The organism is Palleronia sp., assembly GCF_042089775.1.
GTDB lineage: Bacteria > Pseudomonadota > Alphaproteobacteria > Rhodobacterales > Rhodobacteraceae > Palleronia.
In genome coordinates this window covers 1-25,192 of sequence record NZ_JBELKF010000048.1, presented here as the reverse complement: position 1 = coordinate 25,192, position 25,192 = coordinate 1, and the positions used below count along the sequence as shown (strand labels likewise).

21 protein-coding genes and 1 pseudogene are annotated in these 25,192 nt (G+C 64.6%); 5 read left to right on the top strand and 17 right to left on the bottom strand.

The annotated features are described in order from the left end of the window. Positions 1 to 119 precede the first annotated feature (119 nt). From ACFDS3_RS12430 to ACFDS3_RS12385, 10 genes are all read right to left on the bottom strand, one after another. A complete protein-coding gene (locus ACFDS3_RS12430; RefSeq protein WP_375262670.1) occupies positions 120 to 320 on the bottom strand; it encodes a hypothetical protein in 201 nt (66 codons plus the stop codon). Further along, positions 317 to 877 carry a PRC-barrel domain-containing protein gene (locus ACFDS3_RS12425; protein WP_375262669.1) on the bottom strand — a complete coding sequence of 187 codons (561 nt, stop codon included), beginning with the start codon at positions 875 to 877 and terminating at the stop codon, positions 317 to 319. The genes ACFDS3_RS12430 and ACFDS3_RS12425 overlap by 4 nt, the downstream gene beginning before the upstream one ends. Positions 878 to 1,157: 280 nt before the next feature. Then, positions 1,158 to 2,165, bottom strand: a complete 1,008-nt coding sequence (locus tag ACFDS3_RS12420; RefSeq protein ID WP_375262668.1) for an AI-2E family transporter — start codon at positions 2,163 to 2,165, stop codon at positions 1,158 to 1,160. Between the two features lie 74 nt (positions 2,166 to 2,239). Continuing rightward, entirely contained in the window at positions 2,240 to 3,709 is a 1,470-nt protein-coding gene (locus ACFDS3_RS12415) for a phospholipase D-like domain-containing protein (protein WP_375262667.1), read from the bottom strand. A gap of 970 nt (positions 3,710 to 4,679) precedes the next feature. Then, complete coding sequence (locus tag ACFDS3_RS12410; RefSeq protein ID WP_375262666.1) at positions 4,680 to 4,955, bottom strand: hypothetical protein; 276 nt, start codon at positions 4,953 to 4,955, stop codon at positions 4,680 to 4,682. Between the two features lie 1,182 nt (positions 4,956 to 6,137). Next, positions 6,138 to 6,998: a DUF305 domain-containing protein gene (locus tag ACFDS3_RS12405; RefSeq protein WP_375262665.1), complete on the bottom strand. Its 861-nt coding sequence runs from the start codon at positions 6,996 to 6,998 to the stop codon at positions 6,138 to 6,140. 20 nt (positions 6,999 to 7,018) lie between these two features. Continuing rightward, on the bottom strand, positions 7,019 to 7,573 hold the full coding sequence (locus ACFDS3_RS12400; protein WP_375262664.1) for a c-type cytochrome: 555 nt from the start codon (positions 7,571 to 7,573) through the stop codon (positions 7,019 to 7,021). Between the two features lie 534 nt (positions 7,574 to 8,107). Continuing rightward, complete coding sequence (locus tag ACFDS3_RS12395; protein ID WP_375262663.1) at positions 8,108 to 8,821, bottom strand: tellurite resistance TerB family protein; 714 nt, start codon at positions 8,819 to 8,821, stop codon at positions 8,108 to 8,110. Positions 8,822 to 9,067: 246 nt separating this feature from the next. Continuing rightward, a complete protein-coding gene (locus ACFDS3_RS12390) occupies positions 9,068 to 9,661 on the bottom strand; it encodes a DUF1190 domain-containing protein (protein ID WP_375262662.1) in 594 nt (197 codons plus the stop codon). Between the two features lies 1 nt (position 9,662). Further along, entirely contained in the window at positions 9,663 to 10,823 is a 1,161-nt protein-coding gene (locus ACFDS3_RS12385; RefSeq protein WP_375262661.1) for a glutathionylspermidine synthase family protein, read from the bottom strand. A gap of 237 nt (positions 10,824 to 11,060) precedes the next feature. Between ACFDS3_RS12385 and ACFDS3_RS12380 the strand changes: the two genes are divergently transcribed. Then, entirely contained in the window at positions 11,061 to 11,396 is a 336-nt protein-coding gene (locus tag ACFDS3_RS12380; RefSeq protein WP_375262660.1) for a hypothetical protein, read from the top strand. 9 nt (positions 11,397 to 11,405) lie between these two features. Further along, a pseudogene (locus ACFDS3_RS12375) lies at positions 11,406 to 12,432 on the top strand (IS5 family transposase). 672 nt (positions 12,433 to 13,104) lie between these two features. Here the strand turns inward: ACFDS3_RS12375 and ACFDS3_RS12370 are convergent. The 7 genes from ACFDS3_RS12370 to ACFDS3_RS12340 form a co-directional block, all read right to left on the bottom strand. Next, positions 13,105 to 14,409 carry an HlyD family type I secretion periplasmic adaptor subunit gene (locus tag ACFDS3_RS12370; protein WP_375262659.1) on the bottom strand — a complete coding sequence of 435 codons (1,305 nt, stop codon included), beginning with the start codon at positions 14,407 to 14,409 and terminating at the stop codon, positions 13,105 to 13,107. Continuing rightward, on the bottom strand, positions 14,406 to 16,139 hold the full coding sequence (locus tag ACFDS3_RS12365; protein WP_375262658.1) for a type I secretion system permease/ATPase: 1,734 nt from the start codon (positions 16,137 to 16,139) through the stop codon (positions 14,406 to 14,408). Before ACFDS3_RS12365 ends, ACFDS3_RS12370 begins: the two co-directional genes overlap by 4 nt. Positions 16,140 to 16,456: 317 nt before the next feature. Continuing rightward, positions 16,457 to 18,613 (bottom strand): calcium-binding protein, encoded by a 2,157-nt coding sequence (locus ACFDS3_RS12360; RefSeq protein ID WP_375262657.1) that lies wholly within the window; start codon positions 18,611 to 18,613, stop codon positions 16,457 to 16,459. Positions 18,614 to 19,089: 476 nt separating this feature from the next. Continuing rightward, positions 19,090 to 20,142, bottom strand: a complete 1,053-nt coding sequence (locus ACFDS3_RS12355; protein WP_375262656.1) for a 4-oxalomesaconate tautomerase — start codon at positions 20,140 to 20,142, stop codon at positions 19,090 to 19,092. A 21-nt stretch (positions 20,143 to 20,163) separates the two neighbouring features. Continuing rightward, positions 20,164 to 20,835 carry a 4-carboxy-4-hydroxy-2-oxoadipate aldolase/oxaloacetate decarboxylase gene (locus tag ACFDS3_RS12350; protein WP_375262655.1) on the bottom strand — a complete coding sequence of 224 codons (672 nt, stop codon included), beginning with the start codon at positions 20,833 to 20,835 and terminating at the stop codon, positions 20,164 to 20,166. Between the two features lies 1 nt (position 20,836). After that, a complete protein-coding gene (locus ACFDS3_RS12345) occupies positions 20,837 to 21,781 on the bottom strand; it encodes a VOC family protein (RefSeq protein WP_375262654.1) in 945 nt (314 codons plus the stop codon). Then, positions 21,778 to 22,512, bottom strand: coding sequence for a PIG-L deacetylase family protein (locus ACFDS3_RS12340; protein ID WP_375262653.1), 735 nt, complete (start codon positions 22,510 to 22,512; stop codon positions 21,778 to 21,780). The genes ACFDS3_RS12345 and ACFDS3_RS12340 overlap by 4 nt, the downstream gene beginning before the upstream one ends. Before the next feature lie 150 nt (positions 22,513 to 22,662). On the opposite strand from ACFDS3_RS12340, the gene ACFDS3_RS12335 reads away from it, so the two are divergent. The 3 genes from ACFDS3_RS12335 (at position 22,663) to ACFDS3_RS12325 (ending at position 25,037) form a co-directional block, all read left to right on the top strand. Beyond that, positions 22,663 to 23,523 (top strand): DUF1932 domain-containing protein, encoded by an 861-nt coding sequence (locus ACFDS3_RS12335; protein WP_375262652.1) that lies wholly within the window; start codon positions 22,663 to 22,665, stop codon positions 23,521 to 23,523. Beyond that, positions 23,520 to 24,692 (top strand): LysR family transcriptional regulator, encoded by a 1,173-nt coding sequence (locus ACFDS3_RS12330; protein ID WP_375262651.1) that lies wholly within the window; start codon positions 23,520 to 23,522, stop codon positions 24,690 to 24,692. The genes ACFDS3_RS12335 and ACFDS3_RS12330 overlap by 4 nt, the downstream gene beginning before the upstream one ends. Positions 24,693 to 24,869: 177 nt before the next feature. Continuing rightward, complete coding sequence (locus ACFDS3_RS12325; RefSeq protein ID WP_375262650.1) at positions 24,870 to 25,037, top strand: hypothetical protein; 168 nt, start codon at positions 24,870 to 24,872, stop codon at positions 25,035 to 25,037. The last annotated feature ends 155 nt before the right edge of the window (positions 25,038 to 25,192 follow it).

Below are 25,192 nucleotides of genomic sequence, written 5' to 3'. Positions count from 1 at the left end.
CGGCCATCGCCCTCGCCGCTACCGTCATCTTCTGGTTATGAGTCCAGAGCCTACGTGAATCCCCTTTTGTCAACAGGGCCTAGGCAAGGCCGTTCCAAATCTGCTTGGAAGGATCAGCGTTATTCGAGCCGGTTGTAGTCGAATTCAACGACCTCAGCCGCCTGCTGCTCCGTGTACGGTATGTCATAGTTGGCGCTGCCCGCAGTCCAGCCGGTGCCATAGTCCTGATAGGAGAAAGCCCGGTAGCCTGCGCCGAACGCGTTTGCAGGCTGCACCACGACCGCGCTCACCTGTCCGTCGCTCAGGATCAGATCGCTCACATAGTCATAATTTCTGAAGCTATCACCATCGCGGAGGCGTGCGTAGTCCCGATCAGTTCGCTTGCTCGCCACGCACGCGGGATCGGCGTGTCGTCTACACCGGCTACAACGTCGCTTTCCAAGGTCTCGCCTTCGACCATTTCCGGCTCTTCGGCATCGCCAAAGAACCCGTATTCGTCGACGGTCTCTTCGGTGATCGAGACAATGATACCTTCGCCGTCTTCCGCAACCTGGACTTGATCGAACGGGATGCTGACATGCGTGTCGCCGATATCCCAGAAGCCGCCGACCTCGGCGATCAAGGCTATCACTTGGCCGTCGGGGTCGATCATGAGATCCTCGACGTCACCGATCTCGTCGCCGTTCTGGCCGTAAACTTCCATATCATCCAAGTAACGCTCGGCACTTACGCCGCGCGTGTAAACGTCCTCGGCGTTCCATTCCGCCAAGTCGATCACTTCAGCGTCGCCAAGCGCCTGACTTGCGTCTTGAGCAAAGGCCGGTGCCGCCGGAAGGCTCGAAACCAGCGCGAGTGCTGTCGAATTTCGCATCGTCATCTGTCTCTCCCTTCTTTTCGCGCCGCTTAGGCGCTTTGCAGTGCGATCGCACAAGAGGCGACCACTCTTGCAGTCAATACGTCGGGCGGCTCAGCATTCCGACTGCGGCGAACAGATGCGGCAGCTTGAACGTCCTCACGCCAGCTCCTTCGGAAATAGGCCGGCCAAGTCCGGCCTGTCCGGCGTCGCCCTGGTGTCGGAGAGACATCGGGAGTTGTAGAGAAACCCTGGGAGACACGCAGACCTTCCTTGGGATGCTTGGGAAAGCTCCGCGCACTTCTCAGCGAGCAGATCCCTCCTCACCGGGCACCTTGCTGCTATCCTTCAGGACGTCGCGGATCCAGAGCTTGCTGACGAGGACATAGCACACGACCGCGAGTGGGGTTGCGAGAAGGATTCCGAGGGGCCCTAACAGGACGCCGAAGGCAAGGATTGCGAACATCGTCAATGCCGGCGGCAGATCGACCGCGCGCTGTTGCACCAGCGGCGTGATCAGGTTGCCCTCCACCTGCTGGATGACGACGTAGAGGCCGAGAACCAGCACCGCGGTCGTCGGCCCTTCGGTCAGCCCAAGCGCGATGGCCGGAGCGGCTGCGAGGATCGGACCGACGAAGGGCACGAATTCAAGCAGAGCTGCGACAAACCCGAGAGCCAGAGCGGACGGCACACCGATCAGCCAGAGCCCGGCCGTCGTCAGGGCCCCGACCAGAGCCATGGCGACGAGCTTGCCGATCAACCAGAGCGTCAGGGCGTTCCCCGTCGCCCCCAGCGCGTCCTCGGCGGATTGTCGGTACTGCCGCGGGAACAGGGCAGCCAGGCCGCGCCGATAAAGCTGGGGATCAGCCGCAAGGTACAATCCGGAGAATACGACAAGAAGGACATAGGTAAAGCCGGTGATGAAGGCTCCGGAGTATGCGGCGATGCTGCCGACCATGTCGCCATCTTTCGCCATCCCGCTGACACGATCTTCTACCCACTCCCTTAGCCCCGATACGCCAAGCGTCTCTTCCACGGCCTTGATCAGATCGGGAATCCCTTCGATCAGAGTCTCGAACTCTGCCCTGATTTGCGCGCCGAGCAGCGTCATGAAGCCCGCGATGAGAAGTGCGACGAAGGCCGCTGATATTGCCAGAGCCCAACGGTCACCCAGCGGCGTGTATCGCGTGATGAGGTTGGTCAGCGCACGCAGGAGGACCGCGAAGAGGACGGCACCAAAGGCGAGCAATAGAACATGCGCAAGCTGCCACGCCACGAGGACGCCGACCACGACAGCAACGGCAATCAACATGAGTTGTAGGGAGCCCCACGGCGACGGGAATGCGCTTTCCCTTGCCTGCTTTTGCTCTGACGGATCGTTCGAGCTCATTTCGCGCCCCCAGGCAACAAGCGGGACAAGCGAAACGGGCGCCAGCGATGCCGCGGACGCTCGGGGTCGAGAAGATCGCTCTCGCCCAGAACCTCGTCCTCGGTCGCGTTGAGCTCTGGCGGCTCGAACGGAGCGAGCGTCCGGCCCTCCCCGCACAAGGCTTCGATTGCGCCGATGAGTGATCCGCCCGCCTTTGCCACGGCCATATCGACAGCGGACTCCGACACGCCGAGATGTTCGGCGAGCAGGTCCGTGCGCAGCGCACCGATCCGCTGCCGCAAAGCTCCCTCTTCGGGATCGTCGGGTTGCGCCTCGATTGAGAGATCGCACTCGGTGTCGTAGCCAAGCGAGCGATTGTTGAGGTTGGACGACCCGATCCGCAACAGCCGGTCATCCATCACCACGATCTTCGCGTGCACGTAGATGGGCGTGCCCCCTTGCGCAACCGGAGTGTAGAGGCGGAAGCGCCCATAGATGTCGGCGTCGCCTATCATCGCCAGGAGCCGCGCGCGCGACGATCCCATCACCTCTTCCTCGAGCCAACCGTCGGCCGTCACGGGGTTGATGATCACGAACTCGGGCCCGGCAGGCTCTCGCAGCCGCGCGGCGATGGCCTCGGCTAGCTTCCGCGACGCAAAATACTGGCTCTCGATGTAGAGAGTTCGCCGCGTTCCCGCGATGATCGCGAGGTAAAGCGCCTCGATCTCATGCACCGCGGCGCGCTCGCCATACGGAGGTGCCGTGCGGGAGATAGCGACATCGACCTCTGACACGGTCGGCGTCAAGTCCTCTGGCCAGAGCGACCGCGTCCGTGGCGGGGCTGATATGTCGTCGCCCGTTGCGCGCTTCCAGCGCTCGCGGGCAAGCTGGCCCAGTGCGCGGGCGGCGTCGCCATCGACGGCAACTGTCGCATCGTGCCAGGGTTTATAGTACCGCCCGGTCGTCGGCCGCTTGCGCAGCGGATTTTCGTCCTCGTGGTCGCGCGTATCCCACCGGTCCGCCGTCGCGTCGATCCCGCCGCAGAAGGCAAGCGCGTCGTCGATTACGACGATCTTCTGATGATGCGCAGCTCCGGCAGGATGAGCATGATCGAGCTTGAGTTTGATCCGGCGTTCGGAAATCCAGTCGGCGATCCTCAAGGGAGTCGATCCCCTTCCCAAGGCTCGAAGCACGCCCGTATCCCATTCCAGGAGATAGATCTTCAGGTCGGGACGCTGCCTGACCGCCCAGCTCAGGAACTTGCCCAGGCGTTCCGGGGTGTCGTCCTCCGCCAGCGGGTCGAGCGAAATCCGCGTGTCGAATTCCCAGCCGATCATGATCACGCTGTGCTGTGCCTTGCGGATCACGGAACGCAGCACTGCGAAATAGCGTGCCGCGTCCACGATAACCGAGAACCGTTCAGCCCGCTCGATGCGCCAGCAGGTCTCCCCAGGGCGCAAGATCGCCGTCTGATCGTCCAAGCTCATACTTCTTCCCTACCGCCCCAGAGCCCGGTCCCGCGCCGCCCTTACTCTCGATTTGTTTCTCGCGCGCCCGGATATCTGATCAATGCGTCGGCGCAAACCATCCGTCCAGCCCGCGCGGACCGCACGGAACGGCCTCATGACGTACTGAACGCAGCTAAGCTGCATAAATAAGACCTCCAACGGCTGCTATGGGCCGGCTTGCGTCCGCTGAACGCGCTATGTCCAACCGACGTTCCGTGTTGTGCCGGTTTGGACCTTTGACCATCGGCTGTTTCTGAAGCCTCATCCTGACATTCGTCAGTGCGGGTGGCGCGATCCTGTTCTTTCAGCGAGATCATCATCCGAGGTCACGGCGAGGCCAAACCACGTCAAGCGAACCAGTGCAGGGCGAGCCGGTGCATTTCTATCGGCCCAGGGGGATGCCGCCAGCACCAGCTTCTGACTCGTTCCGGCACTCATGGGCATTGCCGCCACCTCAATGGCGGCCCTTATCCCAACCGTTGGCGGCGCGGCCGGCATGAGCGGCCCAGTCTACTCTCACAATGATCGTGCTGACGCTCGCAGCGAGCCAGTTCGGGCCGCGCCTCGTCCGCACCTTCATGCGAACCGGCAGATCCGGTTCGTTTTCGGCACCTATGTGATGACTTTCATCTTTTGACTGCTCTTCTACGGCTTCATCGGCCGGCGTCCGGCAGCGGGTCCCCTGCCCTGATCCCGGTTGCGGTCACGATCGGCCTGACGCTGCTCAGCATCCTCCTCCTCGAGGTCCATGCGCTAACAATCACAGATGCCCGAGACTTTCATGGAGCTCCTCGGGCAGGAACTCGACAACGGCATCTCTGACCATGAACCTCTTGATAAAGGGATCGCGGCAGGATCCTCGGCCGGCCATTCCGGCCGAGTTCGAGGAAAAGGCGGATCTCGGCCAATCTTGCCGGGGAGGCTACATCAGATCAGAGGGTTCGACGCGCTAGTCGACGCTGCCCAGGCCGCAGACGTGATCGTCGGGCACCGCTCCGAGGCCGGTGACCGTGTTGTCGGACACGGCCGGGACATCGCTATCCATCCCGCGAACCGCGCCGGTTCGGAATTGGGCGATGTCATAGCTAACGGCTTCAAAATCGGCGCCAATAGGACGCCGAGGCAGGATCTGGAGCTCTCGATCCGAGAGCCTCGTCGGAATGACGGTGCGTGCCCTCTCGGCGAAGACGACAACCGGGATGGTCCGGCTAGGGTCGAACAGCATGTCCGCACGGCATCCGAAGCTCTCTGCGAGAGCGAAAGGTGTTTGCGCGATGCCTGAACCGACACTGTGCGGTTGAAGGCCAATTGCTTAGGAGGGCATGCTTCCTTCCACCAGACAAGAGGCGCGCGCTGCCGCTTCCGGGCTTGCGAACGCGTCGATCGGACACCGCAGGCGCCAGACATAGTGTGCATCGAGTCTGCTTGCCGCATGAAAGGTGAGACATGTGTCTGGTCTTCGTCTGATCGCGGATGCCCCCGCAGACGCAGCTCGCCAGACGGCGGAGTGATCGCCAGACAGATTGGGCAAGAGACGACCTGCTAAACTGAGCATTGTGAGGGCGCGGAGGTTCATTTTGTCCGGGAGCGGTCACTCTTGATGAGACAGCAGTTCACCGCCCCCTCCGCGGGTGCGAAGCTCGATCCAGCGAAGCGCGACGGGCGCCTGACGCGGCAAAACCCTTGCGCAGGTCCTGAGGCGCCGTCGATGCGGGTGAGCCGACAGCGGGCTGACGTCGCAAGTCATCCGCAGTGAGCGGGAGCGCCGATCTTTGATCGCATCCGCATTGGCCGGACGATGATGATGGGAGGATCGCAACCGCCTGAGCGGACGTAGCGACGGCGCTTTAGAGGAGCTAGGCCGTCCAAGCTGGCATTCAGATCGCCATCGCAATCATCATCGGGTTCTCAGCGAGAGGGACGAAGCCCCACCGGCTCGTTATCGAGTTGCCCACGAGAAGGCGTTTCAACTTCAGCTTATCGACGCAGAAAGCCTTGTTCACCGAGATCGGTGCCGATGAAGAGCGGCACCGGCGCTCTCCAATCCATAGAAGCGCTCCGGCCACGATGAGAACGCCCGAGCGCCTCCCCGACCGGCTGGCAGGTCGTCTCGTCCCCTTTCGGCCCCGCTGCCCGAAACACCCGCGCAGGTCGTCGAAGCCGCCGATGCGGACGCCGTCGATGAAGGTGTGGGGAGTCGTGTCTACCTTGTGCTTCTCCTTGAAGGCATCGGTATCTTCCCGGATTTCGAGATGATTATCCTCGACATCACATCTCGGGGCTCGAACCGATCCATCAACTCGAGGTCCTGAGGACAGGCGTCTGTGGGCATCACCATCCGAAAAGTGCGGCAGTTTTTCGTTCTGCCGCCATGTGGAACTGCGTTTCTCCTGTGGCCGCGCTTCCCTCAGCCCGCGCAGGACCAAAAGCCGCGGTAGCCGACCGTCAGCCCCTGCTCGAGTTCGAAGACCAGTTCGGCATCAGACCGCCAGTCGGCGTCTTCTCCAAGCGGGTCGACGGTCACTGTCGCGCCGGGAGCCTCGAAGACGATGCCGCCATCCGCTGTCTCGCCGGTGCCATCGAGGGGCACGAGGACGCCGTTCAGCTTCATCGCCGCATCCGACAGATCCTGACCGGTCCAGAAGACCGGATGTGTCTCGGGGCTGCGATTGAACGTGCAGACCGCCTCTGCATCGAGAACCTGGTCGGCTTCAGCCTCGGCCATCGGCGCAAGGTCGAGCTGGCTGATCAAGGTGTTGGAAAGGGCATCTTCGACGTTGCCTGGCGCAGCCGGCGGGTCCTGATAGATGCTTTCCACAACATCGTCTGACGAGACTTCGGCGATCAGATAGCGCATCTCGGCGATTTCCCGGCGTTGCGCCTCGATGATCTCGTCGGCAAGCTTTCGCACGCGCGGGTCGCGGATCTGGGCCCGCTCGGAGGTCATGATCGCAATCGAGTGGTGCGGGATCATCGCCCGCATGTAGCTTGGGCCGGATACAGTCACCTGGCTGCGCACCAGCCACAGCGCCACGGCAAAGACCACGATCGAGCCTGCAAAGATCGCGATGTTGAGCTTCTTGCTGGAGTACATGCCCAGCATGTAGGCGAGCATGATGACCGCCATCGTGGCGCCCATCAGGATCGCCATGTAGGTGCGCGTCTCGGAGTAGAAGATGTGCTCCCACGCGTAGGTGTTGATGTACATCAGGATGAACATCACCACCGTTGAGGTGAGGATCATCAGGCCGAAGCGTTTGTAGGACATGTGTTACCTCGCTTTCGTGGTCATTCGACAGTGGCAGCCCCGTCGTGGTGCCCATGGCCGCCGCCCGTCAGTTCCGCGTAATCTTCGGGGGTCAGGCCGGGCAATCCCGACACAAAGGCGGCGATTGCCGCGATTTCCTCCGGCCCGCGTTGGGGGCCGAAGGCGGGCATGCCGGACATCTTGATGCCGTTCTCGGCGATCCAGTAGATTTCTTCGGTGCTCCATTCCGTCGCCGCCTCGACCAGGTGCGGCGGCTCGGGCCGCATGCCGCGCGACCAGCCCGCCGGCTCCTTGCCGGGGGCGCCGTGACACTGGACGCAGCTTTCCGAATAGCGATCCGCGCCTTCCGCGATGAACTCCTCGGTGATCTCGGGCAGATCCACATCATCCGCCCGGCTCGAGACGGATCGGCGCATTGTCGTCTCCAGCGTCCATCGAACCGCGTCGGCGTGCTTGTCAGTGGCCGCCACATTGTAGGCGCCGCTATAGGCAACGCCGAGCCAGACGACGACCACGACGAGCAGCGTAGCAAAGATCCCGCCGAAAATGCCGGCGGTCAGGGGGCGTCTCTCCATGTCGTTCTCCGGTTGGACGGCCTTGAGCAGGGTGCGCAGGAGGAGGGTACCCCAAGGGACTAAAGGCTCATCAACAGCAGGCTGGCCGCCTTGTTCCCGAAGCCTTCCGGCGACTGGTGTGATTGCAGGGAGGCCATGAGAAGCGCCGGGAATGAAGAACGGAGAGAAAAGGCTCTACAGCGCTCCTCGCGTGTGTGTGTGGAGAACCACTATCCAAAAGGCATCCTGAACCTGTTGGTCATCTCTGCCCTCACATGAACGACCCTCTGCCTGTTCAGGGCCGAAGCGATCAGTCCGTGGAATAGGAGACCGGTGCCGGCGACGTCGAGGAGCAGAGACGACGGTCGACGCGATTGGCACACATGCCCGGGGTCCGCGGCTGCTCAAGCACGTGGCACGGGTCCGAGGCTTGACGTTCAGGTACAGGATCAACCCCGAAGGACTTTTCGCGAGCAGCGATGCAATGCGCGCCGCCGGCGTTGCTATACCCCGGCGACACTGCAAAAGTCCTTCAGTCTTGCACGAGGACGGGTGTCAGGTGGCGAACTCTTCGACTTCGGCAACCTGCTCATCCGAAAGCTTCAGCCGCCGCTGCAACTCGGCGAGGTAGGCTTGGTTCGCGGCGCTCTCGCCGTCCACGGCCGCACGCGAAGTCATGTAGAATTCTTCGGCGGTTTCCTCGTCGTTTACCTGCGCAAGAAGCTCGTCCAGCGGCTTGGGGTTCGCGATCTCGCGTTCCATGACGGCGCGGTCGTCGGCGTCGCCGCCTGCCTCGTCAATTTGGCCCATGATCCGCTGTCGCTCGTCCGTCGAAAGCGATCCGTCGGAATAGGCGGCCGTGATCATCGCCCGGATGAGAAGCAGCGCCTTGTCATCGCTGATGCTCTCTGCGGCCTGCGCCTCTTCGCGCAGGTCCTCCTCGTTTGCGGCGGCCGAATCGCTGCCCGTCTGCGGTTGCGAACCGCCGGTGAGGGTGTTCATCGCGTCCTGAACCATGCCGGAGATACCACTTCCGCCACGCGCGGAACCGGAACCGCTGGACGACGTGCCCGCCTTCGACTGGTGGTCCTGATACGCGCGGTAGGCCATGTACCCGAGTGCTGCCACACCGAGCTTGCCGCCCATCCCCCGGCGCCGACGGTGGCCCAGACCGCCAAGCATCGCCGCCGTTCCAAGCGACCCTCGCCGCCGACCGCGTCCGGCCATGCGGGTCGCGAGCATCGTTCCAAGTATTCTCTTGAGGCTCATGATAGCTGTCCTGATCTGTTCCGGGCGCAACGGTTGATCGGGTCCAATGTTCCCCTCACCGCTACCGATGCGACGGCATCAGAGCGAAACGGATAATGTCAGGCCAAGTACCATCGCCACCGGTGCGGAGGTGAGACCTGAGCGCCAAGCGCCGGCGCTGGCCCGCGACGAGCCGCCGCGAAACGAGCATCGCCCCCAGCCCACCGCTAAGGCCGCACTACCCTACGCTCAGAAAGCGCCCCGCCCTCAGCCGCCAAAGCTGCGGCTGCCGAAGCCACCGCCGGTGCGGGACGCACCGAATCCGCCGCGGCTGTTCACGGTGGATCGCGTGAGCGGTGCGGCCGTGCGTGTGCTTGGGTTGGCCGAGAACGAGGCGGGGCGCACCTGCGTCGTGCCACGCAGGCCCGACAATCTGGTGCCTCCCGACGGCGTGGCATAGCGCCCCCCGGCCGTCCGGTAGAGCGGTTGTGCGGCCAGTCCCCGACCGCCCAGCATGTTGCCGATCATGTAGCCCGCCAGCAGCGGCAGGAAGATTGAACCGCCGCCCGGGCGCTGTTCGGCCACGCATTCGCCGCCGTGCTGTTCCTCGCAGAGCGCCTGGTCTTCGTAACGAGGAGCGCTTTCGGCATGGACCGCCTGTGCCTCTTCAAAGCCCTCGACGCAGTCTTCGGCGGTGAAGTCATTCTCGGGCAGGTCCGCCAGTGCCCGGCATTCCTCGACCGAGGGGAAGACGGTGGCTTCGACCTGCTCTTCCTGGCAAGCGGCAAGCCCGAAGGCGGCCGAGCCCAGGAGGACGAGGCGGGTGGCGCGGGCGCGTTTGCGGGGGCGTTCTCTGGTCATGTCACGGCTCAATATAGTGCGGACGGAAGCGGGATGTATCCTGCGTGATGCGCGACACATCTTCGCGCAGGCCCAACCCGTGCGCCTCGGCGCCGATCATCCAGACGCCGCACATGACATAGTCGTCGCCGAAGCGCGGCAGGGGCGCGTAGCTTTGCAGGATGCGGGGATGAGCGTCGTAGGCGGTATCGGCCGAGGCTTCGCTGTCGTCACCTGCGCGGATGCGGACGCCCGCGCCCTCGCGCGAAAAGATCGGCTTTTCGACCACATCCGGGCCAAGCGCTTCGGCATCCTCGTCCGCGAAGACGGCCGGCAACAGGTTCGGGTGGCCGGGAAACATGCGCCACAGGACCGGCAGGATGCCCTTGTTCGACAGGATCGCCTTCCATGCCGGCTCGATGATGCGGACATTCGCGCCGGCGATGGCATCGGCGAAATCGTCTCGCAGCATGTCCTCCCACGGGTAGAGCTTGAAAAGTGTGCCGATCACCTGGTCCTCGGCATCGGCAAACTGGCCCGTGTCGGTCACGCCGATCTTGCGGATGTCGGTGAAATGCGCGCCCATCCCCGCCTCGCGCGCGGCCCAGGCGATGGCTTCAACGGTGGCGTAATCCTCGACCGCGTCGGCGAAGGCCGCGAAATGAATTTCGGTGTTTGGGTCGCAGATCTCGGCGAAGCGGGCGACGAGAGCCTCGTGGATTCCGTTGAACTGGTCGGCACCTTCCGGCAGACGGCCGGCGGCGATCATGTCCTCGAGCCAGTGCCACTGGAAGCCCGACGTCTCGTACAGCGTCGTGGGCGTGTCGGCGTTGTACTCCAGCAGTTTCGCAAGCCCCTCGCCGCCCCACGAAAAATCCATCCGACCGTAGAGCTCCGGCTCGCCCGCGCCCCAGCTTTCGGCCACCAGGTCGCGATGCGCCTGCGGAATCTGCAGCCGCTCCATGAGTTCCTCGGACGCGACAACCTCGGCCACCGCCTCTCGACACATCTGGTGAAGCTCTTCGGCGGGGCGCTCCAACCCCTCCTCGATCTCTTCCAGCGTGAAGGCGTAGGCCTTGGCCTCGTCCCAGTAGAGCGCGCCGTCCACGAAGGTATAGCCGAAGCCGGCCTCTTCGGCCTTCTTCTTCCAGTCGGGCCGCGCACCCAGATCGTCGCGTCGCATGGAACCTCCAGTGTCTTCCCCGCCTCGTTATGCATCGATCCACGTGGAAGATCGAGCGGCTCCGCTTTACAGGGGCCAGTTCACCTACCGTAGCTAAAGGCCACCAGGGTAGTCTCGATGGGCCGGAACAGGATCCGGCTGCCTTCCGAATACTCGATGAACTCGGCAGGTAGAACCATTTGCCCGCTCGTCCTTGGTCTGCAGCATTAGCACGCCGATTTTGATGCTCTGCGAAGCGTGAGCGATGGTGCGCAGGCCATCGCCCCGTGCGGCAGCGAGACCGGCTGCATCGATATCCACCGTTCGCCCGGATTCGTAGCATCGCTGGATGTCCGCGATCGTCTCGACTTTCGTGTAGCCAAGCTGGTTCTTCTTTCCATTGCGAACGAAATTGCCGGCACGCTGGCGAGCGCAGACCAGCCCCTCTTCCCGCAGGCGATCCAGGGCAGCACCGGCACCGGCCGCGAAAGCCGAACTGAGTGGTGGTTTATGGCAGCTTTCCGTCTATACCGTAGTCTGGTTCTGTTGCACAAAGCACGTGAAGGATTCACCCCGGGGAATCCAGCATGGTAGCTGGCGGACATAAGCAGGCCCGCGCCCACGATCTACAAGACGACGAATTGGCCAGCCTCTAACGAGCGCTCAAACGTCGGGGCTCACTGACGATCTGGTTCGACCCGGAGATGAAGTGGGATGCCGCGCCTACCGGCAAGCGCGGCCGCCAGCAGACCTACAGCGATGCCTTACTATGAAGGTGCTGTTCGGCATGCCGTTGCGCCAGATCATGGGTTTCGTGCAGAGCCTGTTGAAGCTGGTCGGCCTAAACTGGACTGTGCAAGACTTCAGCACCCTGTCACGTCGCCAGAAGACCCTCGCCGTGAACATCCCCTGCCGCGGCTCCAGAGACCCATTGCACCTGCTGGTCGGTCGACAGCACCGGGATCAAGGTCGAGGGCGAAGGCGCCCTCTCGGCAGATTGCTGCGCAATCGCCTGCCGGGTGATAAGTGGCACGCGCGCAAGCATGACGGCACCAGACGACGCGTCTGGCGCAAGATCCACCTCGGGATCGACGAGCAGACGCTGGCGATCCGGGCGGTTGAAAGCTCACTGGCGAATGGTTGCCGGTGATTGCGCCAGTGGTTCGAGCAACCACCGGCGACGGTCCGAAAGAACCAGTGGACGGGAACCACATCGGCGACGCGCCGGTGCTGCCTGATTTGCTCAGCCGGATCCCTCCTGATCAGGAGAACGGCAGCGTGACCGCAGACGGCGCCTATGACACGCGCAATTGCCACAGCCATCGCGGACAGAGGCGCCCACGCCGTCATTCCGCCCCGTCCGAGCCGTCAAACTCTGGAAGCCGACCACGGCCGGTAAGGTAGCACGGAACGAGGCCTCCGAACGTCGAAATGGCCGGGCGATCTGGCGAAACAGGAGTGGATACCACCGCCGAAGCCGTGCCGAGACAAAGATGAACTGCATGAAACTGCTGGGGCAGCGCCTCATGGCGCGGGACTTCGACCGCCAGGTCGCCGAGGCCCAGGTCAGCATTGCCATCTGAACGGTTATACCGCACCCGGCATACCCGTCACGAAGGCCGTGGGCTAAGTGCATCTGGAGAAAGGGGAAGTCCGGTCAGTAGTCACTTTGTGCCACAAGGCCCCGTAGTCTCCTCGCGAGAATGCGCGTGAGAAGCGAGTGATAGGCCTTGTCGGCGGGCAACGATCGGCTCCGCGCGGCGGCGGCATCCGGCACCATCTTATACTCCTGCTTCGCGCGACCCCATGGCCAATAGAGTCGGACGGCGCAAAAGGAGCGACGAAGGCGGGCTTCCCGAGAAAAGTCGGCGGGCGAGCGCGAAAGCGAGACCGCGCGCGTCGACCGAGAGAGTCGACTCGGTGGTGGAAATCAACGCGCCGAATTGCCCATCACTGACGATATCCGAGACACGGATCGGTCAACAAGCGGCGCAAGGGGAATGGGTTCAGGAAACCCTTGCCCTCGACTCGCTCTATGTTCCGACCGCGACCCATGGGCGGAAATGCCGGAGCGAAGATCAGCGGTCGGCCCGCCAGTGCCTCGGCAACGACGGCCGCTTCACCCTCGACGTGCCCTTCAGGCGCGAGCCAACCTTTTCGTCACCGTGCCGAAGGCCTTGAGGTCGACTTGCGGCTGCGACTGCGCTCTGCAGTCATAAAGATGCTGCTGCCGGTCTCTTCGATTCGCCTTTCTCTCTCATCCGCCAGCGAAACTGCTCTGACCCGTTCGCATCGGCAATCATCAACCTTCCCTGAGCGCACGGTTGAAATAGTCGGTGAGAGGCTGCAGCAAGTAAGCCAGCGGGGTGCGGTTGCTGGTGCGCAGATACCCTTCAACGGGCATCCCCGGCAGAAGAAACAGCCCCTCTGGCAGACGCTCCAGCTGATCGCGATCCAGCGATATTTCGACGCTGTAGAACGGCTCTCGTGTCGTCTCGTCGGTGAAGCTGTCGGCCGAGACCCGCAATACCAGGCCGTGCAGCTCCGGCGTGGTGCGCGCGTCGAAGGATGTGAACCGAAGTATCGCCGGCTGCCCCGGTGCAACCTGGTCAATGTGAACCGGCGGGATGCGGGCGCGGATCACTGGCGGTCGATGTGTCGGGATGATCGCCATCATCGGTTCCGCGGCGCGTATCACCGCGCCCGGTCCGAAGACGGCAAGGTCGTGAATGATTCCGCCCAAGGGCGCCGTGATACCCGTGCGCGAATGCTGCGCCTCGAGCGTAGCAACACGTTCGACCATCTGCGCTTCGTACAGGCGCACGTCGCGCAACTCAGCAACGGCCTCTTCGCGGCGTTGCACGGTGTAGAACAGTTCCTGATTGCCGATATCGGTCAATTTCTCACCGGCCTCGGCCCGTGACGCGACGAGTGCGCCGGCACGGCCTTCCAGTTGTGCAGCCTCCCGTTGAAGGGAGAGAACACGACTGGCTTGCGCAAGACCTCGATCCAGGAGGGACTGCTGATTTCGGAGTTCGTCCGAAATCAGGACGACCTGCCGGTCGAGGGAAGCAAGCTGCGCGTTTATTCCCCCGATCTGCTGCGAGATTTGCGCCCGCTGCCCCTCAAGCTGAACCAACGTGCTTCGGGCGGTCTCCCTCCGCGCATCGAACAGGCTGGACTGGCCCCGGATCAGTTCGGCCAACTGCGGATCGGCTTCCGCCAGATGAAGCAGATCGGTCGGGAAACTCACCCCTCTCGTCCCGTCGCTCTCGGCCTCCAGGCGCGCCCGACGAGCCCGATACTCGACCAGCTGCGTCTGTGCCGCCGCCAGTTGCGCGTCAAGAAGTGCGCTATCCAGAAGGGCGAGCGTCTGCCCTTTCTTCACGAGATCGCCTTCCTCGACCAAAAGCTTGGTCACGATGCCTCCATCGGCATGCTGCACAACCTGGCGGTTGCGCTCGGCCTCAATTTGCCCCTGGACGACGATGGCGCCCGAAAGGGTGGAAAACGAGGCCCAGTACCCGAACCCGGCCACCAGCAGGATCAGGGCAGTTACGCCCGACCAGATCGCCCCGCGCGCAGGCCACCGCTCAGCCTCGATCACGACGCGCCTCCCGAAACCGTGCCGCCCGCGATGTTCAGATGGTTTCGCGTCACCTGGCGCAGCACCTCGTCCTTCGGTCCGAAAGCGCGGCGGACGCCCCCCTCCAGCATCAGCAGTCGTTCGCATTGCTGGATCGCCGCAGGACGATGCGCCATAATGACAACGCTGCCGCCGCGCGCCTTGACATGGGCGACCGCCGCGCCGAGCGCCTGCGTTCCCTCATTGTCGAGGTTCGAGTTCGGCTCGTCCAGCACCAGAAGGACAGGGTCGTTGAAGAGCGCTCTCGCAAGACCGATGCGCTGGATCTGCCCTCCCGAAAGACGTCCACCGGCCTGGGACACAGGCGTGTCGTAGCCTTCGGGCAGCTGCAGGATCATGTCATGCGCTCCCGCCAACAGCGCGGCGGCGACGATGGCGCTGGAAGGCGCGTCGGGATCAAGACGCGCGATGTTCTCGGCTACGGTCCCTTCGAAGAGCTGAACGCTCTGAGGCAGGTATCCGATATGGCGGCCCAAGGCATCCGGCGCGTACTGGTCCAGTGTCGCACCATCCAGCCGAACGCGCCCCCCCGCAGGGCGCCAGGCACCTGCCAGTACGCGTGCCAGCGTCGATTTCCCGCTGCCCGAGGCGCCGATCACGCCCAGCGCCGTGCCGGGCGCAAGATTGAAGGACAGCATGCGCAGGGTCGCCTGCGAATGCCCCGGCGGAATCACCGTCAGCTGCTCGACGGTCAAGCTGGCGCGGGGCTTTGGCAGTTCTGTCCGCGCGGGTTCAACTCCGACGCGCCCGAGTAGGTCTGCCAGCCCCGCCCAACCCTGACGCGCGCGTTGCACCAGCGGCCACTGGTTCAGCGCAAGGTCGATCGGCGCCAGAGCGCGGCCCATCATGATGGATCCCGCGATCATTCCACCGGGGGTCATCTGCTCTTGCAGCACCAGCCAGGCGCCAAGGCCCAGCATCAGCGACTGTAGAAACAGCCGCAGTGTGCGCGTCGCGCTGGAGAACGTGCTGACGGTCTCCGCCGCGTGCATCCCCTCGTGCAACGAAACGGCACGGACCTGGTCCCATCGCCGGAAAGCAGCCTCCTGCATCCCGAGCGCGCGTATGCTTTCCGCATCCGACTGCAGGCGGTCAGACATCCGTTGTGCGCGATAAACTGCGCCCTGCGCACGCGCATGCGCTCCGTGCGAGAGCAGCTGGTTAAGCAGCGTCACGACAACAAGAACGCACACCCCAGCAAGTGCGAGCGCGCCGAGAAGCGGGTGAAACAAAAAGATGATGCCGAGAAAGATCGGCGTCCAAGGCACGTCGAACAACGCCGTCAGCACCGTCGAAGACAGAAGCCGTCGCACTGCCTCAAGATCGGCCAGGCCATTGGGCGTCGACCCGGCGCCGGGCGCGCGGGCGGCGCCAAGGATCATCGCGTGGAACACGCGCCGATCCAGCTTGCTTTGAAACCGCGCCCCGATCCGCGAGAGAACTCGCGCCCGCGCCGCGTCCAGAACACCCATGACCGCAAATAGGAACGCCATAAGAAGCGTGAGCGCGACCAGCGTCGCCTCGGACCGCGAACCGAGTACGCGGTCATAGACCTGAAGCATGTAGAGCGGCCCGGTGAGCATCAGCAGGTTCACGAACAAAGAGAACACGCCGACAGCGAAGAACAGGCCCCGGCTCTCGGCCCGCACGGCCTTCAGCTCGTCCACCCCCCTGCTCCGCTCGCTCGTCATGGCCGCCTCCTCACCCGAACCGGGAAACGCGAGCGGACTGCGGCAACTTTCTGACTTGGCAACTCATTCCGCTACGAGCCTCCTGCTTTCAGCCCATCAGAATTTTGCGAGATTCGAAGATTGTCTTGAGGAAGAGAATTTCCCGAGCTTCGGCCAAGCTCGAGCTCCAACACGTCATGCCGCTGCTCGCGCGCACGACTTTTACTGACAGGGTGGCGAAATCGGCGGTCCGATCGCGGCAAGAGAAGTGTCAGAGCCTTTCGGCGATGCTTGCGGCACAATGTGATGCCGCAAGCTGTGGACTGCTCTACCGCATCCTATAAAGCGAAATCCGTCTCATAAATTGCCAAGTTACCCTCAAGCAGGACGAAGCAGTCCGCGTTGGCATCACCGTCGAGATCCATCTCGACCTGCGTCATGCGCCCCGCCCGTTCGCAGCGCAATTCTCCCGCGGTTCCGCTGAACGCAGACGTCGCGATGAAATCGAACGCCTGCTTCCCGCTCCGGGAGATGTCGGCGTCGATGTTCATTAGGTCGATGATGTCATTCTCGGTACGACTGAAATCCTCGATGATGTCCGCGCTCGACGCGCTGCGGCCCAGCTCCCATGTAGTGAATACGAAAGCATCGGCATCGGCACCCCCGATCAGGTGATCGGCACCTCCCCCGCCGTGGATGATGTCTTCGCCGCCACCGCCGACCAGACGGTCAGCGCCGTGCCCGCCCTTCAGGACATCAGCGCCTTCGCCGCCCACAATCTCGTTGTCACCATCGTTGCCCTGAAGATGCTGCCCCGCATCGGAGGTGCCTAACAGCGTCTCCACCTGCTGCGGCAAGGCGTACCACTTCAGACCGGTTTCCGTGGTGTCGGAACCGCCACCGAACGCTTCAACAACGTCATCGCCACGCTCATTCACGACGAATGTGTCGTCCCCTGTGCCGCCGACCATCCGGTCGTTGCCAAGGCCACCGTCAAGGACGTCACGTCCGCCGTCGCCCTGCAGAACGTCTTCACCCGAACCTCCGTCGAGCGAGTCGCTTCCATTTCCCCCCGAAAGGCTGTCGTCTCCCTCAGTGCCGAAAAGCACGTCATCACCCGCCAATCCCGCCAGCGCATCGTCTCCGCTGCCGGCGGTGATCAGGTTAGCCGCGTCGTTGCCGGTCAGCCGCTGACCCGTAGTCGACTCGCCTTTCAGGTCTTCGACGGACCACCCGAGCTCATAGCTGTCGAGACTGGTGATCACGGTGTCGTGGCCGCCCTGCGCCCATTCCGTCACCTGGTCCGAATGACTGTCGACAAGGTAGGTATCGTTGCCCGAACCGCCGAACATCCGGTCGGCGCCCAGTCCGCCCACAAGCAGGTCGTCCCCGCTAGCTCCCCCATAGAGATCGTCGTTGCCTGCGCCGCCGAACAAATGGTCGATCCCATCCCCTCCGCCGAGGGTGTCATCGCCTCCTTCGCCGTAGAGCGTGTCGTCTCCCTCAGCGCCCTTGATCGAATTGGCGAAATCATGGCCAGTCAGCACCTGACCCTTGGAAACAAGCCCGGTCAGGTCTTCGAAGTTGGTGGCAAGAACGTAGGTCCGCAGGGTCGTCTGGATTTCGTCGCGCCCCTTGTCCGCCCACTCGACCACTACGTCATTGACGTTGTCTATGACGTAGACGTCGTCACCGGTACCGCCGTTCATGTAATCGGCGCCACTCCCCCCATCGAGATGATCGCTACCCTGCAGGCCACCATAGAGCTTGTCGCCGCCACTCCCGCCAAGCAGATGGTCGTCCCCCTCACCACCGCCGAGCGTATCGCTCTCGTCCCCGCCTTCCAACGTGTCGTTCCCTGCGTCGCCTTTCAGGTCGTCGCCGCCGTCGCCGCCGTACAGGCGGTCATGCCCAGCTCCGCCATGCAGCGTGTCCTCCAGGTATCCGCCGCCCAGGTAATCGCTTCCGGCTCCACCGGCCAGCATGTTGCGGCCACTCCCGCCGAGCAGCGTGTCGTCGTAATCTCCGCCGGTGAGGCTGTCATCGCCTTGCCCGCCGCGCAGCCAAACCCGTTCGAATTGCGAAATCGTCGTGCCCTGGCCGACAAAGGTCGAGGTCGCGCCGTCGGTATGGTCGAGCGTGAAACTGATATCGATCCGAGATGCACCAAAGTGGCCAATAAACGTGTCCACTCCGGCTCCACCGTTGAAATCTCCCGTAAAGATGCCGTGGCTGTACAACTCAAAGGTGTCGTTCCCACCACCGAGTTTCACGATCATCTTCTCGATCTCTCGGAAGCCGATCGAGATGCCCGCTTCATCGTTCAGAAGGTTCCCGCGCCACCGGCCATCCCACAAGCCGGACTGCTGCCCCGTCAGGTCCGACCAATCGACCGTCAGCCTATCGGTGCCACCCTTTCCGTCGACCGAGCTGCTGCCGTCCGCAGACGTAAGCGTCCAGAAATTATTTCCCCAATCACCGCTGTAAACGGTCATGATTGCCCCCACGATAAAAATACGGCCGGCAAGAAGAATTCGAATCTAATGATATCCATTCAATAGCCGGCACGCGTTTTAATGCAAGCGCGCGCTATTCACCGGGTGCGCTTTCCTGTCGTTCGCCAACCTGCGGCGGCGTGGCCGGAAGCGCGGCGCGGCCACCTGACCAGTGAGCGGAAGACGAAGGGCGCTGGCGCGACATGCTTCAGCAGCACCCTCTCCGCAGGATCCGCTGTCGCGTGATGTTCAACGCGCGTCGGCGCGAACGCGGCTCCTGAGTCCATTCGCATCCCTCTCTACAAGACGCTTCGCACGAGCCGGCTCCCGCCTGTCGCCAGCGCCCAAGGATGCGCGGCTGCCTAGATTCAGACCCCGAGCGAGCGGAAAGATGTCGCCGTGCCAGCGCGCTGCCTCGAGGCGGTCCAAGCCTCACAAGGCAGGCAGACGGCGGATCGCTGCGTGCGCCGCCTTTGTCACGCCCGGGGAAAGACCATGCCGTCGAACAGCTTCCGTGCCGTCCGCAGGGTGCCCGTCCGGGTCACGCGGCCGGCGTCGTCCCGTTCGAGCAGCACCTCGGCCGCTCCGCCGGGATGGGCGACGCGGACGCTCGTGCCTTCCGGCAGTTGCGCGACCTCGTGGGCCGGGCTGCCGCGCAGCGTCGCGGCGGTGGCGACTGTGATCGCGGCAAAGACGCCAACGGTGGCATGCACCCGGTGCGGAATGAAGCAGCGGGTCATCAGCGCAGCACCGTCGGCGTCGCAGCTGACGAGGAACATCTTGGGCACGGATTTCTCACTCACGTCGCCCAGCGTCATCAGGTGGCCCGCCTTCAGGCGGATCGCCTCGACCCGCTCCTTCAGCGCGGCGTTCGCCTCCAATTCCGCACGCGTCTCTACTCCGCTCAGGCCGAAGGCGTCTGCGCGCATCACGATGCAGGGCATCCCGTTGTCGATGAGCGTACAGGCCACGCCGTCGATCTCGTCGGCTTCGTGCCCCGTCGGCAGCAGCGTCCCGCACATCGACCCCGAGACGTCGTCGAACATCAGCGGGATCGGCGCGTGCGTGCCCGGCACGCCGTCGATGGCCGCGTCGCCGTCATAGCGCACGCGCCCGCCGGGCGTCTGGATGGTGGCCGAGGCCACTTCGCCCGTGTTCACCATGTGGATCCTGACCCGAGTTTCGGCGCCCGTGGCGGCGACCAGCCCCCGCTCGATCGCGGCAGGCCCGACGCCGGCAAGGATGTTGCCACAGCCCTGCGCGTCGCTGACCAGCGGCCGGTCGGGAAAGACCTGCAGGAACCAGTAGTCGACGTCCGCATCGTCGCGGGTCGAGGGCGACAGGATCGCCACCTTCGAGGTCAGCGGGTCCGCGCCCCCGATCCCGTCGATCTGGTTTGCGTCGGGCGATCCCATCACGCGCAGCAGAATATCGTCGAGCGCGGCGCGCTCCGTCGGCAGGTCGGAGGCCAGGAAATACGCGCCTTTCGACGTGCCGCCGCGCATCCACAGGCAGGGTATTCCGTCCATGGCGTCAACCTTTCCAGCGCTTCAGACGTATTCCAGACCTTTTTCGGCCAGCCGCCCGCGCATGTCGTAGATGTCGAGGCCAAGCTCCCCCGCCGCGAGGCGCCGGCGCTTCTCTTCTTCCTTGGCAAGCCGTCGCTCTGCCTTTTCCAGCACCGCGGCAGCGTCGGCGCGGCGGACGACGCAGACGCCATCGTCATCGGCCACGATCACGTCGCCGGCTTCGATCGCCTGACCCGCGCAGACGATCGGAACGTTCACCGAGCCCGGCGTCTCCTTCACCGTGCCCTGCGCGCTGATCGCCTTGGACCAGACCGGAAAGCCCATCCGCTCGAGGTCGCGGACATCGCGCACCCCCGCGTCGATCACCAGAGCACGGCACCCGCGCATCATGGCCGAGGTCGCCAGCAGGTCGCCGAAATACCCGTTGTCGCAGGGCGAGGTCGGCGCAAGGACCAGCACGTCGCCCTCCTGCACCTGCTCGATGGCAACATGCAGCATCCAGTTGTCCCCCGGAGGAGCACTGATCGTCACCGCACTGCCCGCGATCTGCGCGCCGCGATAGATCGGGCGCATATGCGACTGAAGGCAGCCGATCCGCCCCTGCGCCTCGTGGACCGTGGCGACACCCGCCTGCCCCAGCTTGTCGATCACCGCGCGGTCGGCGCGTTCGATGTTCTGCACGACACATGCCATGTCAGTCCTCCTTCACCGGCGGGGTGCCGTGGGTGTGAAATGTCTCGATGGTCTTCAGGCCCCAGGCCTGGCCCTTCTTGCGGTCGGCCTCGGTCCAGACGATGGGCTTCCAGTCGGGCGCCAGGATCAGGCGCGCGCCGGCATTGGCAAGCTCGACCCGGTTGCCTGCAGGTTCCCACGCATACAAGAAGAACGTCCCCTGGATCGCGTGCTTGTGCGGCCCCGTCTCGATATGGACGCCGTTCTGCAAGAAGATATCGGCGGCGCGCAGGATGTCCTCGCGCTGGTCGGTGGCGTAGGTGACGTGGTGCAAACGGCCGTTACCGCGACCGTGCTCTTCGGTGCAGGCGAGATCGTAGGTCTTGTTGTTGACCGTGAACCAGCACCCGCCGATCCGCCCGTTATCCAGCTGGATCAGCTCGGTCACGCGGGAGCCCAGGCACGTCTCCATGAAGCGGCGGAACTCGGTCACGTCCTCGGCCAGCAGGTTCAGGTGGTCGATCCGTCGCGGTGCGGCACCGGTGAAGGCGCTCGCCGTGTTCTTCAACGCGGGCGCGTCCGCATCCTGCCCCCTGAACCAGCGCGTGTCGTAGTAGATCTCGAACACGTGGCCGAACGGGTCTTCGAACCGGAACGCGCGGCCGTGGGCCACGTCGCCCTCGACCCAGCCGTGGGTGGTGTAGCCCGACGCCGCGATCGCCGCGACCCGCCGCTCCAGCCCCTCGGGGCTGGAGGCCCGATAGCCGACATGCGCCACCCCGGTCCGGTGCGAGCGGGTGAGCTTGAGCGTGTGGAACTCGTAGTCGTCCCACGCCCGCAGGTACGCGCTTGTCCCATCGTCGCCCGACAGCTTCAGCCCGTAGACGCGGGTGAAGAAGTCGAGGCTTTCGTCGAACATGTCCGTCAGCAACTCGACATGGCCGAGATGGGCGATGTCGCTGGTCACAGCTCGTCCACCGTGCGCGGGAAGATCGACTGGAAACCTTCGGCATACTTGCAGTCGCGCCCGCCCGCCTGCCCGCCCGAGTTGCGGCGGAAGTGGTTGGCGCGGTTCTCGGCGACGCGGGTGTAGTAGTCCCAGAGGTGGTGTTGCCCCTCCATGCACTCGATCGCGGCGCGCTTCCTGTCCCAGACCGGCGTGATGTCAAGGAACGTGTCCGGCTTCCATCCCATCTGCTCGGTCTGGTGCGGCTCGAACAGGTAGAGCTGCGGCGCGCCCAGCACCTTCTCGCCCGGCTTGTGCCCCCAGGCCTGCGCGATCATCCGGCACTCCAGCGCGACTTGCGTCGTGTAGGAGTGGTCGGTGTTGTAGGGGTCGTACTGCGAATGCGACAGCATGAAGGACGGCTGCACGCGGCGGATGACGTCGACGATCTCGCTCTTGTCGTCGCGGTCCAGCTCGAGCGGATAGTCGCCCTTGTCGAGGCACACGAGGTCATGCGCCCCCAGCGCCCTCGCGGCGTTCTCGGCCTCCTTGTGGCGCACGTCCTTGACCGTCTGCAGGTCCATCCCCTCCTGCTTCCACAGCTTGGCGCTTTCGCCACGCTCGCCGAAGGACAGGCACAGGACCGTCACGTCATAGCCCTTCTGCGCGTGCAGCGCGATCGCGCCCCCGCATCGCCAGACGAAATCGGCGGCATGCGCCGAGATGACGAGGGCGGTCTTGGGCGTGGTCATGGGCGGTTCTCCTCTCGACGCGTCGGACCCGAATTCACACGCGGGGCGGGTGAAGGTCCATTCGGAAGCCTGTGCGACCTCATAAGTTACGGCTATTGAGGGTGGCGCAAGGACGGCCGCACAGGCATCCTCTGCCCCAAAGGACAGGCCATGACACACATCCCCGGACATCTTGCATTCGTCGGCTTCGGCGAGGCCGCGACCGCCTTCGTGAACGGCTGGGCCGCACACCGCCCCGGCACGCTCAGCGCCTACGACATCCGTGATGATGCCGAGATGCAGGTCCGCCTTGCCGATCACGACGTGACCGGCGGCCCGATCGATCAGGCGCTTGCAGGGGCCGAGGTGGTCCTTTCGCTCGTGACCGCCGACCAGGCGCTCGACGCCGCCCGCACCGCCGCCCCCGCGCTGGCACCGGGGGCGCTGTGGCTCGACTGCAATTCCTGCGCGCCCGGCACCAAGCGGCAGGCGGCTGCGGCGATCGAGGGCGCCGGCGCGCGCTACGTTGACGTGGCGGTCATGGCGCCGGTCCACCCCAGGCGCCACCACGTGCCCCTGCTGGTCTCAGGGCCCCACGCCGAAGCGGCGGCAGAGGTGCTTCGCGCGCTCGACATGCGCCCCGAGGTGTCGGGCGACGCGGTCGGACAGGCCAGCGCGGTCAAGATGATCCGCTCGGTGATGATCAAGGGGCTCGAGGCGCTGACGGCCGAATGCTTCCTCTCCGCCCGCCGCGCCGGGGTCGAGGACCGCGTGCTGGCCTCGCTCGAGGCATCGGACCCCGAGATGAACTGGCGCGAGCGCGGGGCCTACAACCTCGAGCGGATGATGGTCCACGGCCCCCGCCGCGCAGCCGAGATGCGCGAGGTCACGACCACCGTGGCCGAACTTGGCCTTGGCGGCGGGATAAGCGCCGCGGCCGCCGACTGGCAGGCGCGGATCGGTGCGCTCGAGGCCGATCCGGGCGAAGACGATCTTCTCGCCCGTCTCGACACGGTGCTGCGACAGCTGTGATCGCCGCGAACCTGCGTCACCTGCGCCTGTTCCTCGCCGTGGCCGAGACACGCTCGCTGACCCGGGCAAGCGACCGGCTGCACGTCTCGCAACCCGCGGTCACGCAGGCGATCGGCAAGCTCGAACGCGTCAGCGGCGGGCGGCTCTTCGACCGCACCAGCGCCGGCTTCTTCGTCACCCCCCGGGGCGAGGTGCTGGCCGCGCGCCTCTCGCGCGCTTTCGCGATCCTCGATCCCGCGCTCGCCGACGTATCGCCCCGCCTAAGGCTCACGGCGACGCGGGCCCAGTTGCAGGCGCTGATCGCCGTCCACGAGGCCGAGAATTACACCCTCGCCGCACGCCGCATGGGCCTGACACAGCCCACCGTCCACCGCGCCGTCGCCCAGATCGAGCGCGAGGCCGGCCGCCGCCTGTTCGAAAGGACGAGCTTCGGCCTCGCCTCCTCGCGGCAGGCGGCAAACGTGGCCCGCGCCGCCCTCCTGGCGTTCCGCGAGTTCGAATTGGCCGAAGCCGACTTGGCCGAGCTCGACGGCGGCGCCGCCGTCCGCATCGTCATCGGCGCCCTTCCCATGGCGCGCTCGGTCCTTTTGCCCCGCGCGCTGTCGACCCTGCACGCCGAGCGTCCGGCCCAGCCCATCCGCGTCGTGGACGGCCTTTATGACGAGTTGCTGAGCGGCCTCCGGCGCGGCGACATCGACCTGATCGTCGGCGCCCTGCGCGATCCCGCCCCGATCGGGGACGTGGTGCAAGAGCGCCTGTTCGACGACCGCCTCGCCGTGATCGCCGGCCCGGGTCATCCCCTCGTCGGGACCTCCGACGTCCAGCGCACCGCCTTGCGCGAGGCGCCGTGGGTCGTCCCCCGCGCCGGCACGCCATCGCGCGCCCATTTCGACGCCTGGTTCGGCGCAGACGCGCCGCAAAGCGTCATCGAAGCGGGCTCGATCCTCCTCATGCGCGAGATTATCGCCGACGACCGCCACCTCGGCTGCATTTCCGCGCAGCAGGCGCAGGCCGAGATTTCCAAGGGCCTCGTCGCCGAGATCGACGTGCGCGCCGACTGGCCGAACCGGCCCATCGGCCTGACCTACCGAACCAACTGGTCCCCCACGCGCCCCCAGTCCCGCCTCCTCGACCTGCTTCGGGCGGCGCCCCGAGACGCTCTCCCATAGCCTCTAGCATATATTCGCGCGAGTTCGGCCGCTTTGCCGGCGATCCTGTGAGGTATCACCACGAAAGTGATCCTCGGCACCCAAGCCCAACGCACTGGACGCGGCTGGATGGGGCGATGCCGCCGACATGCTGCAATGGCCGCTCTGGCGATATCATGCCGTCTTGCGGCGGGCTTGATGCCGGCCGCCATCGCCTTCGCTCCGCGGATCGCGCTTTTCATTGCCGGGGGTCCCGCGAATGACACCTGTCGGATCGGCCCGGTCGGCATCGGCCGCATGTTCCTCCTGCTCATCCTGTCCGCGTCCGTGATCTTTGCCATGCTGCCCGTGAGCTTTTCCGGATAGTGGGCGACCCAGGGGCTGCGCAGCGCCGGCGGCGCTCCTGCCCAAGACCTGATCGGCCCTCTCCAGCTACGCTCAGGACCCATTAATCAGGTTGAGGCTTTGCGGCCCGCATGATTCGCGGCCCTCGAACAAGAGGGGGCGATATGAGTGATTTG